The following is a 17,209-nucleotide window of genomic DNA, read 5'->3' on the forward strand; positions in this document are numbered from 1 at the left end:
ATGAGGTAGACACAATCAACCCCCTCTTTGCCTGACTGTCATCACGCTCTTCGTCCGGAAGGAGGGAAGAATTCCTGTCCGGACGAAGAGACGAAGACGACGAAGAGACGACGAAGAGACGACGAGCGGTCGGACGAAGAGCGGTCAGGTGCGCGCGGCGGCTGCGGGAAGGCTCAGGCCGGGTCGGCGGGCGTCCCGGCCTGCCAGGCGGTGAAGAGCGGGACCTCGCCGTCGGCGGGCAGCACGACGATGCCGAACGGGCGGTCGAAGGCGAGCTCCAGGACCCGCCGGGGCTGCGGGGGCGCGCTCCCGAACCGCATGGCGACCGCCGTCACCGCCACGGCCTCCACGCCCTCCTCGGCGACCTTCAGCACGGCCTCCTGAACCACGGCGGAGACGGCGAGCGGGACGGGCGAGAGGCCGGAGAAGTCCGCCGCGTCGGAGGTGGCCAGCAGGACGCCGAGCGCGGGCAGCTGGCCGGTGACGTCGATGCGCGTACGCAGGGTGAGGCGCGGCAGCGCGATGCTCACCCGGTCCGCCTCCGGCGGGGTGCCCGCCGCCCGGTCCGCCCATCCGGCGGGCAGGACCCGGTCGGGGCCCGCGCCCGGCTCGCCCAGGACGAACCTGACCCGGGCCCCGGCGCCGCCCGGACCGGCGGCACAGCGCAGCTCGACGACGTACGTGCCGTCCACCGCCCACACATCGGCGGGCGCCACGTCCCTGGCCATCGTCGGCACCGGGCGGGTGGTCCCGGACGCGTCCGTGAACGGCAGGTCCCGGGTCCGCCGGGCGTCGAACGGCTTCTCCCAGCGGGCCTTCAGCGCCAGGACGTTGACCAGGGCGAGGAGGGTCCTGTCGGTGATCCTCAGGGGCAGCCGTTCGATCAGCCCGCCCGTCGCCTCGCGCACCCAGGCGTCGGCCGCCGCCGCGTCCATCGCGTCGAAGCGGACGTCGGGCAGCGCCTCGCGGTACGCGCGCTCCACCGGAACCCGGCTCCACACCCGGGTCGCCACCCCCAGCGCCCCGGTCTGCGCCAGCTCCCGGGCCACCTCCGTCACGGCGGGCGCCGCCTCCCGGTCCGCCGTACCGAGCAGCGCCCGCAGCTCCCGGGCGGTCCCGCCGCGCGCCCCGGCGGCCACGGCGGCGAGCGCCAGCCACAGCCCGGCGGGCGAGCAGACGAAACCGGCGCCGTCCTCCGCCGGGTTCCCGGGGGCCAGGGCGTCCCGTATCCAGCGGTCGGCGAGGTGCTGGACGCTGCGGGCCCTCGTCGCGGCGTCCATGGCGGTGTCGCCACCCGTGCCGGTGTCGGTGGTGGATCGGTTCACTGGTGCCCCCTGCGCATCAAACACGTCGTCCTTCGGCTGTGCGGGAGCAAGAATGCCCCACATGGCCTGGACCGTGACCCCCGAACGATTCGACTCCCCCGACGCGACCGCGCTGCGCCGCGACTACTACGACGAGGTGGCGAGCCGCTACTGGCGGCGGCCCGCCACCGACGCGGAGATCACCGAGGGGCTCACCGACGACGGCGCCGACCTGCTGCTGCCGCCGACCGGCCTCTTCGTCGTCGGCCGCCACGAGGGGAAGGCCGCGAGCTGCGCCGGGCTGGTGCTGACGGAGGAGGCCCTGCCGGGTTCGGCGGAGCTGACGCGGGTGTACGTACGCCCCGAGTACCGGGGCACGGGCGGCGGCGGGCTGCTGCTGGCCGCGATCGAGGAGGAGGCGCGGGCGCTCGGGGTGCGGCTGCTCCGGCTGGACACCCGCCTCGACCTGGTGGAGGCGCGCGGGCTGTACGCGAAGCACGGTTACGGGGAGGTCCCGGCCTTCCACCGGCGCAACCCGTACGCGGAGGTCTGGTTCGCGAAGGAGCTGTGAAGCCCGGAAGGGCTGTCAGGGCAGCTGGTCCGGGCGGTCCTCCTGATCCCGGCCTCTGCGCCCCCGGTCCTGGTGCCCCCGGTGGTCCGGGTGGTCGATGTCGTGGTGCCAGTCCGCCGCATGGTCGCGCGGCGGCGCCGGCATGTGCGGGCGCTCCTTGCTCGACCCGCTGACCTCCGCCGTCAGCTCGGCCACGAGCTTGACCAGGTCCGTCGGACGCTCCGGCCCCCACCAGTCGCCCAGCAGCTCCGCGAGGGAGTCCTCCCGGGCCTGCGAGAGCCGTACGACCGCCTCGCCGCCCGCGTCGGTCAGGATCATCTGGAGCCCCTCGCGGCGGGCCAGCCCGCGCTCCTCCACCTGGCGGGCCGCCTCGGTGATCACCCGCAGCGGTACGGGGGCGACCTCGGCGAGCCGCGCGGGCTCGACCGTGCCGTGGCGCTTGATCCGCAGCAGCAGCCAGCTCGCGGCGGGCAGCAGGTCGTACCCGGCGCGCGCGGTGATCTTCTCGTAGATCTCCCGGCGCCCCTCCCGGGTCGCGAGCACCGAGAGTGCGCGGGCGCACTCGTCGTACGAGGAACGCTCCACCGGGTTCGAGGCGAGCGTCTGGCTGGTGTCGGGGGCGGTCACCGAGCCCCGGAGCTTGTCCTCCCGCAGGAACCAGGCCAGCACGAAGGCGACGAGGACGACGGGGGCCGCGTACAGGAAGACGTCCGTGATGGAGGTGGAGTACGCCTCCAGGATCGAGGGGCGCAGGTCGGCGGGGAGCATCTGGATGGCCCGGGGGTCGGCCGCCAGCCGGTCGGCGTCGACGCCCGGTGGCAGGGACCGGCCCGCGAGGGCGCTGTCGAGCTGGCCGGTGAGCCGGTTGGTGAAGACGGTGCCGAAGATGGCCACACCGAAGGAGGCGCCGATGGAGCGGAAGAAGGTCGCGCCGGACGTGGCGACGCCCAGGTCCCGGTAGGAGACCGCGTTCTGCACGACGAGGACGAGGACCTGCATGACGAGGCCGAGCCCGGCGCCGAAGACGAAGAAGGAGAGGCTCATCTCCCAGGTGGAGCTGGCCGGGGTGAGGCGGTGGAGCAGGAGCAGTCCGGCGGCGGTGAGGGCGGTGCCCGCGAGGGGGAAGACCTTCCAGCGGCCGGTGCGGCTGACGAGCTGGCCGGAGCCGGTCGAGGTGAGCAGCATGCCGAGGACCATCGGCAGCATGTGCACGCCGGACATGGTCGGCGTGATGTCGTGGACCACCTGGAGGAAGGTGGGCAGGTAGGTCATCGCGCCGAACATCGCGAAGCCGACGACGAAGCTGATCACGGCGACGAGGCTGAAGGTCCTGATCCGGAAGAGCTTCAGCGGCAGCACCGGCTCCACGGCCCGCCGCTCGACGGCGACGAACGCGACCAGCAGCACCACGGCGAGCACCGCCAGCGCGATGATCTGCGCCGATCCCCAGGCCCAGGTCGTCCCGCCGAGGGAGGCGACGAGGATCAGGCAGGTGGCGACGGAGGCGATGAGGAAGGTGCCGAGGTAGTCGATGGTGTGCTTCTCGCGGTGGACCGGGATGTGCAGCACGGCCGCGATGACGAGCAGCGCGACGACGCCGATCGGCAGGTTGATGTAGAAGACCCAGCGCCAGCTGAGGGTCTCGGTGAAGAACCCGCCGAGCAGCGGCCCGAGCACGCTCGTCACCCCGAAGACGGCACCGAACAGGCCCTGGTACTTTCCGCGTTCGCGCGGGGTGACGAGGTCGCCGACGATCGCCATCGAGAGCACCATGAGCCCGCCGCCGCCGAGCCCCTGGAGAGCCCGGAAGCCGATGAGCTGGGGCATGTTCTGGGCCATGCCGCAGAGCGCGGAGCCGATCAGGAAGATGACGATCGCGGTCTGGAAGAGCTTCTTGCGGCCGTACTGGTCGCCGAGCTTGCCCCAGAGCGGGGTCGCGGCCGTCGCCGCCAGGAGATAGGCGGTGACCACCCAGGAGAGGTGGTCCATGCCGCCGAGTTCGCTGACGATCGTGGGCAGCGCGGTGGAGACGATGGTCTGATCGAGTGCCGCGAGCAGCATGCCGAGGAGCAGCGCGCCGATCGCCACCAGGACGGTCCGGCGGGACTGTCCCTCGCCGGGGGCCATGGGCGGCGGGCTCAGCTGCTGGGCCATGGACATCTCCTAGATCCGCTGATCCACTACACCCCCATCCTGGACGTTCTGCCCTGTTATGGCCTGCCGAGTGCCGTTTGTGGTCTGCCGGGCAGTACCGGGGGGCATTGGGCTTCGCCGGAGCGGGCTGCATAATCGCAGGCAGTTCAAGGGAGGGGACCCACGATGACCGGACACGCATGCCCGGAGTGCGGCAGACGGACGGCGAGCGAGCCCGGTACGGAACACCGGGTGCCCTGCCGGTGCGGTGCGGACACGGGTACGGCCCAGCTCACGGGGGACGAACTGCGCGCCGCCCGCTCGGCGGAGATGGCGGCGGCGGAGGACTTCGACCCGCTGCGGATCAGGCCGTACGTGACGCTGGGGGACGCGCCCGCGGGTGACACCGGGGGCGCGGGGGTCGGCGAGACCCAGAAGATCGACGTGCCGGGGGCCGGGACCGGGGCTGGTGCCGGGTCCGGTGCCGGTGGTCCGGTGCAGGACGCTTCCGGTGACGCGGCCAGCACCATGCCGCTCTACCTGGGCGGCACCCCGGGCTCCCCCGCAGGCCCGGGCATGGGCTCCCGTACGGACATGGGCGCGGACTCTCGTACGTACATGGGTGCGGATTCCCGTACGGGCATGGGTACGGATTCCCATACGGGCATGGACGCAGACTCTCGTACGGGCATGGGCGCGGGCCCCGGTTTCGGTGCCGACTCCGCCTTCGGGGCGGGCGCCCAGGGCGCCGACCCCGTGCAGCCGCGCCGGAGGCGCCCCTTCGCAGCCCTGGCCGTGGGGGCGGCCGTGGCGGCGGTGGTCGGCACGGCGGCCTTCGCCGGGGGGCTCTTCGGCGGGGACGGGACCCAGGACGAGGCCCTGCCGGAGGCGACCACGAGCGCCCCGGACGCGACGGACGAGCCGGCGGCCTCCGTCGCCCCGTCTCCGTCCCCCTCGGGCGCCCCGTCTCGTACCGCGTCCGCCTCACCCACCCCTTCCGCGTCCGCCTCCCCGTCCGCCTCGGCCTCCCCTTCGGAGAGCGCCTCGCCCAGCCCGACCGCCTCCGCCACGGCGACGCCGAGCACGGGCGCCCCGTCGGCGCCGGAGACCGGCAGCCCGGACCCGGAACCGCCGTCCGCCGCCCCGCCCGCGGAGCTGGCCCCTTCCTCGCTGCGCCACGGCGACCAGGGCCCACAGGTGGCCGAATTGCAGAACCGGCTCATGGAGGTGTGGCTGTACGGCGGCCCGGTGGACGGAAACTTCAACCACCAGGTGATGAACGGCGTAAGGATCTACCAGTCGTATCAGGCGATCCAGGGCGACCCACCCGGCGTGTACGGGCCGAACACCCGGCGTGTACTGGAGGCCGAGACGACCGGCCGGGGGCGCGGCTGACCTGGGCGGGACGGCTGACCTGGGTGAGCGGGGAGGCAGCCTCAGCAGGCACGGCCGACCGGGAAAGGCTCTCCCCACCGACCGGCCGCGCGAGCCCTTCGAACAAAGGCGGAGCTGCGGGATTGGCTTTCCGGCCCAGGTTTTTGTATCTTCGTGGAACAAAGTAGCTCCCGCCCGCACTCCCTGACCGGCGGGCGGGGCTGCTCTTGTACCGAGCACCCCCGCGTCACCGCACCACCATCCCCCCGCGTTCTGGAGCCAGCCGATGTCGGCCACCGTCCTCACCGCAAGCGCCCTCCTGCTGGACATGGACGGCACCCTCGTGAACTCCGACGCGGTCGTGGAGCGCTGCTGGCGCCGCTGGGCCCTCAAGCACGGGCTGGACCCCGAGGCGGCGCTCAAGGTGGTCCACGGCCGCCAGGGGTACGCCACGATGGCCGTCCTGCTCCCGGACCGCCCCGTCGAGGAGAACTACGCGGACAACCGGGCGATGCTCGCCGAGGAGACCGCCGACGTCGACGGCGTGGTCCCGATCGGCGGCGCCCCCGCCTTCATGGCCGCGATCGCCGACCTCCCGCACGCCCTGGTGACCTCGGCCGACAGCGCCCTCGCGGCGGCCAGGATGGGTGCGGCCGAGCTGCCGATGCCCGCCGTCCGCGTCACCGCCGAGCAGGTCGGCGCCAGCAAGCCGGACCCCGAGGGCTTCCTCAAGGGCGCGGCGGAGCTGGGGTTCGACCCGGCGGACTGCATCGTGTTCGAGGACTCCGAGGCGGGCATCGCGGCGGGCCGGGCGGCCGGTATGCGGGTCGTGGGGGTCGGCCCGCGCGCCGCGGCACTGGCGCCGGACGTACACGTCGAGGATCTGACGCGGGTACGGGTGGAGGCGGCCGGAGACGGCTCGATCCGCCTGCACATCACGACGGCGTAAGAACCCCCAGGGCCCGCCCCTGAAGCCCACCCCCGGGAAGCGACCCCAGGACCCTCCCCCGGGACCCCAGGAACCCCCGACTCACCCCCGGGCTCACTCCCGGTGCAGCAGCCCCCGCGCGACCAGCTCCAGCACCGCCGCGACGGCCACCACCTGCACCGCCATCAGCGCCACCAGGACGAAGAGCTGCACGGCGCCCGCCTCCACCGGTGAGGCGCCGCCCAGCAGCATGCCCACGAACGCCCCCGGCAACGTGACGAGCCCCACCGTCCGCGTCTGGTCGAGCCCCGGCAGCAGCGCGTCCGCGGTCGCGGGCCGTACGATCTCCAGCCGGGCGTCCCGGTCGAGCAGCCCGAGCGCCATCCCCGCCTCCACCTCCCCGTAACGGGTGGCGAGTTCGTCCAGCGCGCGCCGCCCGCCGAGCACGGTCGCGGTGAGCGCCCCTCCGATGAGGATGCCCGCCACCGGGATGAGCGCCAGTCCCCGGACCGGCACGAGCCCCGTGACCAGCAGCAGCCCGACCACCGGGAGCGCCCCCGCCGCGATCGGCACGGCCGCCCACCACCAGGTGCGGTTGCGGGTGATGCGGCGCCCCGCCGTCCAGGCCGCCACGGCGAACATCAGCGCCACGAAGCCGAGCAGCGGCGCCAGATGGCGAGCCACCCAGCCGATGAGCAGGGAGACGGCGGCGAGTTGGGCCGCCGCCCGCACCCCGGCCACGAGGATCTCGCGCGAACGGCCCAGCCGGGCGCGCGCGGCGACGGCGGCAGCGAAGACGAGCAGGACGGCGAGGACGACCCCGAGGGCCGGGGAGACCGGAAGCAGCACGCGGCAACGATAGAGCCGCCCGAACGGCACGCCCTCGCACCTCTCCCCGCACCTCCTCTCACACCCCCCACTCCTCTCCCCGCGTCCCACTCACGCCCTCACATCCCTCCTGGCACCTTCCCTCGCGCCTCCCCTGACGGCGGGTTCACTTCCGTACGACCTGTCACACCCCTTGATGTGACGTGCACATGTCGTCACGCTGTCATCTGGTGCCCATCCTCAGGAAACCTGGCGCCGCCACGCTGGACGGGCTCCACATGCCGCCCACCAACGCACCCCCACATCAAGGGAGTTCGCATGTTCGGTATCTACGCGCGTCGCTCAGCGGTCGTCGCCGCGACCACGGCCCTCGCCGCCACCTCCGTACTGCTCACCGCCCCGACCGCCCAGGCCGCCATGCCCACCCCGGTCAGCGCGGCGACCGCACGCACCTACCTCGGCCAGCTCACCGTCGCCGCCGAGGGCTCCTCCAGCGGCTACAGCCGCGACAAGTTCCCGCACTGGATCACCCAGTCGGGCACCTGCAACACCCGCGAGGTCGTCCTCAAGCGCGACGGCACGAACGTCCAGCAGAACGCCTCCTGTGCGGCGGTCAGCGGCAGTTGGTACTCACCGTACGACGGTGCCACCTGGAGCGCCGCGTCCGATGTCGACATCGACCACATGGTCCCGCTCGCCGAGGCATGGCGCTCCGGCGCGAGCAGCTGGACCAACGCCCAGCGGCAGTCCTTCGCCAACGACCTGACCCGCCCCCAGCTCATCGCGGTCACCGACAACGTCAACCAGTCCAAGGGCGACAAGGACCCGGCCAAGTGGCTGCCGCCGCGCGCCGCGTACAAGTGCACGTACGTCCGCGCATGGGTGCACGTGAAGCACTACTACGGCCTCAAGGTGGACTCGGCCGAGAAGAGCGCGCTGCAAACAGCACTCAACGGCTGCTGACACCGGCCGCCGCCACCCGCCGACAACGCCCACCGGCCACCGGCCACCGACACCAGCCACTCGCCGACGGAACGCGTGCACCCTCCCCCGCCGTTCTGTACGTTACGGAGCCCGTCCGTGACGCAGGCGCGAGGAGGGCACGACATGGCCGGACTGCGGCTGGGACCACTGCTGCGGCACGTCGACTGGGAGTCGGGTGCCACCGCGACCGTCTGGGCCGAGGCGAGCCGTCCGTGCACCGTGGAGGTCCGGTGCGCGGACGGCGCGTCGGGGGCGTCCCCGACCTTCGCGGTGGCCGGACACCACTACGCGCTGGTGGTCGTGGAGGGGCTGACGCCCGGTTCGACCACGGCGTACGAGGTGTGGATCGGGAGCAGGCGCGTCTGGCCGCCCGAGGGCTCCCGCCTTCCGCCGAGCACCATCACCACGCCCCCGCCGGCCGGGCAACCGCACGGCGTCCGGGTCTCGTTCGGCTCGTGCCGCTGGGCCGCCTCCCCCGGCGGCGGCCACGACCCGGCGGGACCGGACGCCCTGGTCACCCTGGCCGCCCGCCTCACCGCCGACCCGGCCGCCGAACGCCCCGACGTACTCCTCCTGCTCGGCGACCAGGTGTACGCGGACGAGACGTCGGCGGCGACGCGGCGCAGGCTCGCGGCCCGGCGGGACCTGCGCGAGCCGCCGGGCACGGAGGTCGCGGACTACGAGGAGTACACCTGCCTCTACGACGAATCGTGGCGCGACCCCGAGGTGCGCTGGCTGCTCTCCACCGTGCCGAGCTGCATGGTCTTCGACGACCACGATGTGACCGATGACTGGAACACCAGCGCGGCCTGGCAGGAGCGGATGCGCGCCACCCCGTGGTGGCACGAACGGATCGTCAGCGGGCTGATGTCGTACTGGGTCTACCAGCACCTGGGCAACCTCTCCCCCGCCGAACTGGCCGCCGACCCCGTGTACGCGGCGGTCCGGGCGACCCCCGACGGCACCGAGACGCTGCGCCGGTTCGCCGCGGAGACCGACGCCGATCCGGGCCGGACGCGCTGGAGCTACCAACGCATTTTCGGCCGAGTACAGCTGCTGATGGTCGACACCCGGGCGGCCCGCGTCCTGACCGAGGAGCGGCGGGCGATGCTGGACGACGGCGAGGCCGCCTGGCTCCGCGAGAAGGTGCTGTCGGCCCCCTCCGCGTACGACCACATCCTGATCGGCAGCTCGCTGCCGTGGCTGCTGCCGCCGCTCGCCCATGACATGGAGACCTGGAACGCGGCCCTGTGCGCGGGCTCCCGGGGCGGCCGCTGGGCCCGCTTCGGCGAGAGGCTGCGCCGTGCGGCCGATCTGGAGCACTGGGCCGCGTTCCCGGATTCCTTCGGGCGGTTCACCGAACTGCTCCGCCGGGCGGGGAGCGGTCCGGACGCCCCGGCGACGGTATGTGTGCTGTCCGGGGACGTGCACCACGCCTACATCGCCGAACCCCGCTGGCCCGCCGCCACCCCCGGCGGCGCTCCGGAGGCCCGCGTCCTCCAGCTGACGTGCTCACCCCTGCACAACGCGGTGCCCCGGTCGATCCGGCTGGGTTTCCGCTTCGGCTGGAGCCGGACGGGCCGGTGGATCGGGCGGCTGCTGACGCGCCACGGACGCACGGAGCGCTCGCCGGTGACCTGGAGCAGGACGGGCGGCCCCTGGTTCGGCAATCAGCTGATGACGTTGACGTTACGTGGCCGGAACTCTGCGCTGACATTGGTCCAGGCCAAGTCGACCAGAGGGGAAGACCAGCTGAGGGGCGTTCTTGAGCGTTCGCTCACCAGCGAGGGTTAGTCGCTTTTCAGCCACTCGACAGGATGTTGAAGTTGCAAGTACTAGTGAGGTGTCCCTAACCTGAGGCGCTCAGTCGGTTCACGTCCCCACCCAGACCGAAGGAGCCACCCCCACATGCTCATCCGCCTGAACGCGGCCCAGCCCTATGCGCTCGGCCTCTTCCGCTTCGTCATCGGCCTGATCTTCGCGATCCACGGCGCCTCGTCCCTCTTCGGGGTGTTCAACGGCCGGGACACGGAGGTCGGAGCCTGGCCGGGCTGGTACGCCGCCCTGATCCAGCTGGTCTGCGGCACCTTCGTGGCCCTCGGCCTCGGCACCCGCATCGCCGCCTTCCTGGCCTCGGGCTCGATGGCCTACGCGTACTTCGTGGTCCACCAGCCCGAGGCGCTCACCCCGGTGGAGAACGGCGGCGAGACATCGGCCATCTTCTGCTGGGCGTTCCTGCTGCTGGTCTTCACCGGCCCGGGCGCGCTGGCCCTGGACCGGCTGTTCAAGGCAGGGACGACCGCACAGGCCCCCGCCGACGAGACCCGGCGGGAGCAGTCCCCGGCCGTATCGGTCTGACGCTCCGGTACGGCTCCGGTACGGCTCCGGTGCGTACGGGTGCCCCGTCCCCGCGCGAACGTTGCGCGGGGACGGGGCACCGCCCGTATCGCCCGCCTGCGCCTGTGCCTTTGCCTGCGCCTGCGCCTACGCCGAGAACGGCACCGTGAAGCAGGCCACCCGCTTCCCCGCGCCGCCCTGCACATCGTGGACGATCACCGACCGGGCGCCGCCGTCACGGAACCCCCAGTCGTGCCGCGCCTCCGCCGTACCGTCGCCGTTCCCGTCGGTACGGAAGTCCAGCCACACCTCGTTGACCGGGTCCGCGGTGGCCGAGGTCCGGTGCTGGTAGTGCGGCCCCGCCGACGCGGGATCGGCCGCACAGGGCGAGGTGTGGACGTGCATCCCGTACGCACGGTCGGGGACGAGGCCCCGCAGCCGGGTGGAGACACGGGTGGTGGTCCGGTCCGCGTACTGCGTGACCTCGATCCGCGCGGCGGCCGGTACGAGACGGGTGTCGTACGTCAGGGCATCGGACGGGACAAAGGAGCCGGGCGGGGAGAAGACCCCGTCGACCCGCATCCAGAGGCCACCACTGCGCGAGGCACCCCCGACCATCCCCGCTTCCCCGGCCGCTCCGCTCGCGTCTCCGGCCGTCCCACTCCCTTCCCCGGCCGCTCCGCTCCCTTCCCCGGGGGCGCTTGCCTTCCCCGGACTGTGGGCCGCGTGGCCCGCGTGCCCGGCGCCGTCCGGGCCGGGCGTGCCGTCCGAACCGTCCGCCGTGCCGTGGGCCATGCCGACGCCGCCGGTGAGCATGAGCAGGGCAGCCGCCCCCACCAGCACCCTCCGCCGCCTCCGCGCTCCGAGCACCCCGCGTCCCCCGCGTACTCCGCCTCCCGCTCCCGCTCCTGCCTCGGCTTCGCCTGCCGGTCCTGCGAGTCCTGCCGGTCCTGCCGTTCCCGCTGCCTGGCCCGCCCCTGCTGTCATACGCTGCTGCTCCTCGCTCGTACCGGTCGCTTCGCCTGCCTAACGCGCGTACCGCCCGTGAGGTGTACGTGACCGGCGGAACATCACCCGACCCTGAGCGATCTGCGCGGAACCCTCACGCGTACGCTGTACAGCTGAACCTGCCGCCCATGCCGCTCCCCTGCGACGTCGCGGCGTTGACACGATCGGGGAGTCGACGGGTGCTCGAGAGTCTGGCCGCGCTGACCAGCAGTCCATGGATCTACGTCGTGGTCGCTGTGTCGGTGCTCCTGGACGTCTTCCTCCCCCTGCTGCCCAGCGGCGTCCTCGTGATCACCGCCGCCACCGCCGCAGCCGCGGGCTCGACCGGTGTCAACGGCTCCGGCAACGCGACCGGTGAGGTGCCCTCGCTCGTCGTCCTCATCCTCTGCGCGACCACCGCTTCGGTGCTCGGCGACCTCGTCGCGTACCGCCTCGCCTGGCGCGGGGGCGACCGGCTGGACCGGGCGATCGCCCGCTCACGCCGTCTCACCAGGGCGCAGGAACGTCTCGGCGTGGCCCTGAGCCGGGGCGGCGGCGCGCTCGTCGTCATCGCCCGGTTCGCCCCCGCCGGGCGGTCCGTGGTCTCCCTCGGGGCGGGCGCCGCCCACCGCAGGGTGCGGGACTTCCTGCCGTGGTCGGCCCTGGCGGGCCTGGCCTGGGCGGGCTACAGCGTGGGGCTCGGCTACTTCGGGGGCCGGTGGCTCGGTTCGACCTGGTTCGGGACGGCCGTCTCGGTGCTGGCCCTGTTCATGGCGGGTGCGCTGGCCGCGTTCGTCGTGAAGCGCCCGGCCGGCCGACGGGCGGCGATGGCCGAGGCGACGTCACAGACCCAAGCCCAGGTACGGGCCCAGGCACAGGCCCTCCAGGGCTCCTCCGCAGCGGCCTCCGCGCCCCGGACCGTCCCGGGCACGGTCCCCGGTCAGGCGGGCGGCCCGGCCCCGGTCACGGCCCCGGCGCCGGTCTCCCCCTGAGCCTGCTCGGCCCCCTCGGTCTCTCCCCCTGGCGGGCTCAACGTCCGACGGTGGCGCTCCGAGCGGCGGCGCCGCCCCCGCGTATCTCCAGGCCGTCCAGCAGCTTCATCGTGGCTGCGGTGATCTCGTCGACGGCACGGTCGAACACCTCCCGGTTGTGCGCGGCGGGTGCGCGGAAACCGGACACCTTGCGCACGTACTGAAGGGCTGCGGCCCGCATGTCCTCCTCGGTGGCCTCTTCGGGGAGGGCGGGCGGTCGAAGGGTCTTGATGCTGCGGCACATGACTCCAGTGTGGACCGCACCACTGACAACGGCCCGGCACGAGCACCGGCCCTCTCCCACCCGGCCCCCTCACCCGACCCGCTCGATGGCGGGGATCTCGTAACTCCCGTCGAGGACGGCAGCCCCCGTGCTGCCTGCCCTCTCGGTGCCGCTGGCCGCCTCAGAACACCGGCTTGGAGCGGTCGGTGCACAGGGCCCAGATGATGAAGACGTCGATGGCGATGGTGACGATGGCCCAGATCGGCGTGTACGGGAGCCACATGAAGTTGGCGATCAGGTTGAGGGAGACGAGGGCGATGCCCACGGCCCGGGCCCAGGTCGCGCCCTTGAGGATGCCCCAGCCGACGAAGATCAGGACCACGCCGAGGATGAGGTGAATCCATCCCCATGTGGTGACGTTGAACTTGAAGACGTAGTCGTTGACCGCCGCGTACACGTCGTTGGTGGCGATCCCCGCGATGCCCTTGATCACTCCGAGGACACCGTCCACGAGGAGCAGGAAACCGGCGAACAGCGTTCCGCCACCGGCCCACGGGTTGCCGGAGTCCTCGTCGGAGGCGGGTCCGGCGGGGCGGGAGGCGCTGCCGGGCGTCGGTGCGGTGGGCTGGGACATGAGGACTCCTCGGCCGGGGCAGACGACGGCTCGCCTGCGCTCCTGACCTGCGCTGATGGTGTGCGCAGATCAACTCCGACGTTCCCTGCGGGCCGTCCGCCCAGCCACTTGGACGCACCCGTTCGGGTGACGGCTCACGGGTGCGCGTACAGGTGCTTCCGCGCACAGGTGCTTCACAGGCTCACGAACCACGGGCTCCCGGACCACGGACTCACAGCTGCTTTACGGGCTCACGGCCGGTCACGGGCTCACGGCTGCTTCACGGGCCTACAGCGGTCACGGGTTCACGGCCGGGCTCCAGGTGTCGAGGTCGCCGCCACGCCATTCGATCAGCCCCGGCCGGTCCAGCTCGATGACCTCGTCCGGTCCCGGCGCGAACCCGGCGGCCCGCAGCAGGGCGGCCACATCCCCCCGCCCGTGCGCCAGCCCCACGATCTGCCCGTGCACAGTGACCCGCCGCCCTCCGGTCGCGGAGGGCGGGTGGACGATCACAGGCGGATGCGCGGCCATGTCTCCACGGTGCCTTGGGCGCTGCGGGACCGCATCCCGGGAGGGAACTCCCGGTCGCTGCGCGGAGCAGGTACGGGGCACCCTCAACGGCGACGGCCCGCGCGTCCGTCGGCGCAGCCGACGCAGGTGGTAGCCGCCGGGCGCACCTCCAGCCGCGCGGCCGGAATGGGCCTGCCGCACTGCTCGCAGAGCCCGTAGTCGCCGGTCTCCAGCCGTTCCGCGGCGAGGTCCAGCTCGGCCAGGTGCTCGCGCGCCCGCGCCAGCAGGGCGGCGACATGGGCCCGCTCGAAAGCGGTGCTCGACCCCTCGGGGTCATGCTCGTCGTCGACCGCCACCAGGGCGTTCGCCTCGACGATGGCCTCGAAGTCCCGGCTCAGCGCGGCCATCTGCTCGGCCGTACCGGCACGTTCGGCCGCGATCCGCTCCCGTACCGCTTCACGCTCGGCCGGGGTGTACGGGGAGCCACCGGTGCTGTCGGTCACCCACTCCACAACACCGGGCCGGGGGCGCCCATTCCGGCCACAGGGCCCGGCTGCCTTCGCGATCCATCGGCAAACGCCCCCGCAACGGCTCGTTGCGGGGGCGTTTGCCGACACTGGTGGGCGCGGACGGTTTCGAACCGCCGACATCTGCTTTGTAAGAGCAGCGCTCTACCCCTGAGCTACGCACCCGTGGATGAGGCAACAGCGTACATGGACCGGTGCCCCTGCTCATAAACCGGCCGGAGCGGCCCGACCCGCGGAGCCGGTACGGGATTCCGGGACGGGGAGCGGGGAGGGGAAAGCCAGGCCCGGAGTGGGGGGATAACCCCACCCTGGAGACGGTAGCCGTCCGGATGCCCTCGCAGGGGTGCCAGTACATACGGTTCGGATACATCGGCAGCGACGGCCGATGGCACCGTCCGGCTGCACCTCCTGGGGGACCGATCACCATGGACATCCGTACCGACGCACCGGCCCGCGAGCGACGCGGGACTCCCGGCCGGGCCCTCGCCGTGGCGAGCGGGGCCGTGCTGCTCGCGCTGGCCCTCACCGGGTGCGGGAGCACCGATGCCGATGACGCGCCCGTGGAGCGCAAGTCGTTCGCGTTGAAGGGGAAGACGCTGACCATCGACGCCGAGGACTCGACCGTGACGCTCGTGCCGGCCGATGTCGAGGAGGTCGAGGTGGAGCGGCGGGCCGACGGGTGGGTCTTCCTGGGCAGTGGACCCGATCCCGTCTGGCGGATGGAGAACGACACCCTGACGCTCCGGGTGAAGTGCAGCGGCATGATCAGCGACTGCGCCGCCCGGCACGAGGTGAAGGTGCCCCGCGGGGTGACCGTGCGGGCCGAAGCGGACAACGGCAGGGTCACCGCGAGCGGGTTCGACACCGAGCTGCGGCTCTCCGCCGACAACGGGGACATCGTCGTACGGGATTCGGGCGGGCCGCTCGACCTCAAGAGCGACAACGGGTCGGTCCTCGCCGAGCGGATAGGCACCAAGTCCGTGGTCGCCCGGTCGGACAACGGGGAGGTCCGGCTGGAGTTCAGCGGCGTCCCCGATCTGGTGGACGCCGTGAGCGACAACGGGAGCGTCGTCATCGACCTTCCGCGGGGCGGACAGAAGTACGCCGTGAACGCGAGCGCCGACAACGGGGAGGTCGATATTGCGGTGCCGCGCAGCGACCGCAGCACCCATGTGGTGAAGGTCCGCAGCGACAACGGGGAAGTCAAGGTCAGAAGCGCGAACTAACCGACCCGTGTGTTCGTCCTTACCTGGTGGGACAATGTACCGGGCAGGGGCGGAACAGCACGGGAGAGGGATGTGACGGCGACACACACGCGGCCAGAGGCAGGAGCGGGTGGAAGTTCCGCCGTCAAGAGCGTCGAGAGCGTTGTCGAGCCCGTCCCGGATGCCCGGGGCGAGCGCGAGCAGGGCCTGCGCAGGCACAGGGGGACCCACAGCGGCGGACAGGGGCTCCGGGACGTCGGAGGCGGACAGGCCGTCCGGGATGCCCGCGGCGGACAGCGGGTCCCGGACGGCGGAGGCAGCCGGGGGCTCCGGGATGTTCTGGGGCTTGTGCTGCTGCCCGTGCCCCTTCTCGTCGCCGCGCTGCCCGCCGCCTTCGCCGGGGGCGGTACGCGACGGTGGTTCGGCGGGCGGGGGGAGAGCCAGCGGGCCGAGGCCCAGGCGGCCCGGGACGCGGCGGCCGAGGCTTTCTACGAGCTGGACACCGCCCAGCGCGACCTCCAGATCTCCATCGAGACCATCAACGCCGTGGACAACTCCCCGCGGGGCCGCAAGGCGGCGGAGGACTTCGCCGCGCTGGGGCGGCGCATCGACGAGGTCAGCCACGCCTACATCACCGCCGTCGACGCCCACGATCTGGACCGGGACGATCTGGAGCCCTCCGTCGCCTCCCGTGCCCGCACCGAGCTGACCCGGGCCAAGGACGATCTCGTACGGGTCAAGGGTGAGCTGGACCGGTTCGGGCAGGGGCTCGGGACCCTGCTGGGCAGTGCGGAGACCCAGCTCGCCCGGCTGGCCCCCGCCGTGGAGCGGGCCCGGCAGGCGCTGCTCGGGGCGAGCAACGCGCTCGATGCCGTACGGGCGGCGGGGCTGCGCGCCGATGAGCTCGCGGCCCGGCTCGCCGCCCTCGCCCCCGAGCTGACCAAGCTCAACCAGGGCGCGGGGAAGCACGGTGTCGCCGAGACGCTCCAGCGGGCCGATGTGGTCCTGCGCGATGCGGAGTCGCTTCGGGCCGAGGCGGAGCGGCTGCCGGAGCGGGCCGCCGAGATCGACCGGCGTCTGGTGTCGCTGCGGACCCGCGCCCAGGCCCTGACCACGCGGGCGGGCTCCGTGGAGCCGGTGCTCAGCGAGCTGCGGCGGCGCTTCTCGGCCGCCTGCTGGCAGGACCTCCAGCCGGTGCCGGAGCAGGCCGCCGTCAACGTACGGCAGGCCGAGGAGAAGCTCGCGGAGGCGGCGAAGGCGCGGGAGGAGCAGCGCTGGGCGGATGCCACCTCCCGGCTCTCCACGGTCCGCGCCTTGCTGAACGCGGTCGACGAAGCGGTCTCCGCTGCCGGGGACCGGTTGCAGCGGCTGGACGCCGTGGCGAAGGACCCGCAGCAGGAGATCGAGCGGACGCGGTTCGCCGTACGGGACGCGCAGCGCCTCGCCATGGCCGGCCGCCATACGCCCGATCCCCGGCACGCCCGGCCGCTCGACGACTCCGTGGCACGGCTGGACCGGGCCATCGCCGGTCTTGAGGGCCGTCACCCCGACTACTGGCACTTCCTGACCGAGACCGAGGCCGTTCGGCAGACCGCTGCCCGGGTCGTCTCCGACATCCGTGAGGAGCGTGGCGGCGGGGCCTGAGCAAGCCCGT

The 17,209-nt window shown here is 72.9% G+C and carries 17 protein-coding genes and 1 tRNA gene; 9 read left to right on the forward strand and 9 right to left on the reverse strand.

Going from position 1 to position 17,209, the window contains the following annotated elements; translation table 11 throughout:
* Positions 1 to 173: 173 nt before the first annotated feature.
* Positions 174 to 1,280, reverse strand: a complete 1,107-nt coding sequence (locus B7C62_08520) for a serine protease (GenBank protein ID ARF77051.1) — start codon at positions 1,278 to 1,280, stop codon at positions 174 to 176.
* Positions 1,281 to 1,386: 106 nt separating this feature from the next.
* Here B7C62_08520 and B7C62_08525 point away from each other — a divergent pair, with 106 nt between their 5' ends.
* Complete coding sequence (locus tag B7C62_08525; GenBank protein ARF72312.1) at positions 1,387 to 1,875, forward strand: GNAT family N-acetyltransferase; 489 nt, start codon at positions 1,387 to 1,389, stop codon at positions 1,873 to 1,875.
* 15 nt (positions 1,876 to 1,890) lie between these two features.
* On the opposite strand, the gene B7C62_08530 is transcribed toward B7C62_08525, so the two are convergent.
* Positions 1,891 to 4,029, reverse strand: a complete 2,139-nt coding sequence (locus B7C62_08530; protein ARF72313.1) for an EmrB/QacA family drug resistance transporter — start codon at positions 4,027 to 4,029, stop codon at positions 1,891 to 1,893.
* A gap of 165 nt (positions 4,030 to 4,194) precedes the next feature.
* Between B7C62_08530 and B7C62_08535 the strand changes: the two genes are divergently transcribed.
* Both B7C62_08535 and B7C62_08540 read left to right on the forward strand, forming a co-directional pair.
* Positions 4,195 to 5,403, forward strand: a complete 1,209-nt coding sequence (locus tag B7C62_08535; GenBank protein ARF72314.1) for a peptidoglycan-binding protein — start codon at positions 4,195 to 4,197, stop codon at positions 5,401 to 5,403.
* Positions 5,404 to 5,668: 265 nt separating this feature from the next.
* A complete protein-coding gene (locus B7C62_08540; protein ID ARF72315.1) occupies positions 5,669 to 6,331 on the forward strand; it encodes an HAD family hydrolase in 663 nt (220 codons plus the stop codon).
* A 93-nt stretch (positions 6,332 to 6,424) separates the two neighbouring features.
* Here B7C62_08540 and B7C62_08545 read toward each other — a convergent pair whose 3' ends face one another.
* Positions 6,425 to 7,159 (reverse strand): ABC transporter permease, encoded by a 735-nt coding sequence (locus tag B7C62_08545; protein ID ARF77052.1) that lies wholly within the window; start codon positions 7,157 to 7,159, stop codon positions 6,425 to 6,427.
* A 297-nt stretch (positions 7,160 to 7,456) separates the two neighbouring features.
* Between B7C62_08545 and B7C62_08550 the strand changes: the two genes are divergently transcribed.
* The 3 genes from B7C62_08550 to B7C62_08560 all read left to right on the forward strand — a co-directional run bounded on the left by B7C62_08550 (position 7,457) and on the right by B7C62_08560 (position 10,480).
* Entirely contained in the window at positions 7,457 to 8,101 is a 645-nt protein-coding gene (locus tag B7C62_08550) for a hypothetical protein (protein ID ARF72316.1), read from the forward strand.
* A gap of 144 nt (positions 8,102 to 8,245) precedes the next feature.
* Entirely contained in the window at positions 8,246 to 9,916 is a 1,671-nt protein-coding gene (locus B7C62_08555) for an alkaline phosphatase (GenBank protein ID ARF72317.1), read from the forward strand.
* A gap of 114 nt (positions 9,917 to 10,030) precedes the next feature.
* Positions 10,031 to 10,480: a DoxX family protein gene (locus B7C62_08560; protein ID ARF72318.1), complete on the forward strand. Its 450-nt coding sequence runs from the start codon at positions 10,031 to 10,033 to the stop codon at positions 10,478 to 10,480.
* Between the two features lie 126 nt (positions 10,481 to 10,606).
* On the opposite strand, the gene B7C62_08565 is transcribed toward B7C62_08560, so the two are convergent.
* The gene (locus tag B7C62_08565; protein ID ARF77053.1) at positions 10,607 to 11,296 is read right to left on the reverse strand and encodes a superoxide dismutase; all 690 of its coding nucleotides are present in this window, start codon (positions 11,294 to 11,296) and stop codon (positions 10,607 to 10,609) included.
* Between the two features lie 350 nt (positions 11,297 to 11,646).
* Here B7C62_08565 and B7C62_08570 point away from each other — a divergent pair, with 350 nt between their 5' ends.
* Entirely contained in the window at positions 11,647 to 12,438 is a 792-nt protein-coding gene (locus tag B7C62_08570) for a hypothetical protein (protein ARF72319.1), read from the forward strand.
* Between the two features lie 37 nt (positions 12,439 to 12,475).
* Here B7C62_08570 and B7C62_08575 read toward each other — a convergent pair whose 3' ends face one another.
* The 5 genes from B7C62_08575 to B7C62_08595 all read right to left on the reverse strand — a co-directional run bounded on the left by B7C62_08575 (position 12,476) and on the right by B7C62_08595 (position 14,515).
* On the reverse strand, positions 12,476 to 12,721 hold the full coding sequence (locus tag B7C62_08575; GenBank protein ARF72320.1) for a hypothetical protein: 246 nt from the start codon (positions 12,719 to 12,721) through the stop codon (positions 12,476 to 12,478).
* 160 nt (positions 12,722 to 12,881) lie between these two features.
* Positions 12,882 to 13,334, reverse strand: a complete 453-nt coding sequence (locus B7C62_08580) for a hypothetical protein (GenBank protein ARF72321.1) — start codon at positions 13,332 to 13,334, stop codon at positions 12,882 to 12,884.
* A 276-nt stretch (positions 13,335 to 13,610) separates the two neighbouring features.
* Positions 13,611 to 13,844, reverse strand: coding sequence for a hypothetical protein (locus tag B7C62_08585; GenBank protein ARF72322.1), 234 nt, complete (start codon positions 13,842 to 13,844; stop codon positions 13,611 to 13,613).
* Between the two features lie 83 nt (positions 13,845 to 13,927).
* Complete coding sequence (locus B7C62_08590; GenBank protein ID ARF72323.1) at positions 13,928 to 14,473, reverse strand: TraR/DksA family transcriptional regulator; 546 nt, start codon at positions 14,471 to 14,473, stop codon at positions 13,928 to 13,930.
* Positions 14,441 to 14,515 (reverse strand) — tRNA-Val (locus B7C62_08595). Before B7C62_08595 ends, B7C62_08590 begins: the two co-directional genes overlap by 33 nt.
* A gap of 260 nt (positions 14,516 to 14,775) precedes the next feature.
* Between B7C62_08595 and B7C62_08600 the strand changes: the two genes are divergently transcribed.
* Both B7C62_08600 and B7C62_08605 read left to right on the forward strand, forming a co-directional pair.
* Complete coding sequence (locus B7C62_08600) at positions 14,776 to 15,576, forward strand: hypothetical protein (GenBank protein ID ARF72324.1); 801 nt, start codon at positions 14,776 to 14,778, stop codon at positions 15,574 to 15,576.
* Positions 15,577 to 15,903: 327 nt separating this feature from the next.
* Positions 15,904 to 17,199 carry a hypothetical protein gene (locus B7C62_08605; GenBank protein ID ARF72325.1) on the forward strand — a complete coding sequence of 432 codons (1,296 nt, stop codon included), beginning with the start codon at positions 15,904 to 15,906 and terminating at the stop codon, positions 17,197 to 17,199.
* Positions 17,200 to 17,209: the final 10 nt, after the last annotated feature.

It is taken from the genome of Kitasatospora albolonga (assembly GCA_002082585.1).
In the GTDB taxonomy this organism is placed as follows: domain Bacteria; phylum Actinomycetota; class Actinomycetes; order Streptomycetales; family Streptomycetaceae; genus Streptomyces; species Streptomyces stephensoniae.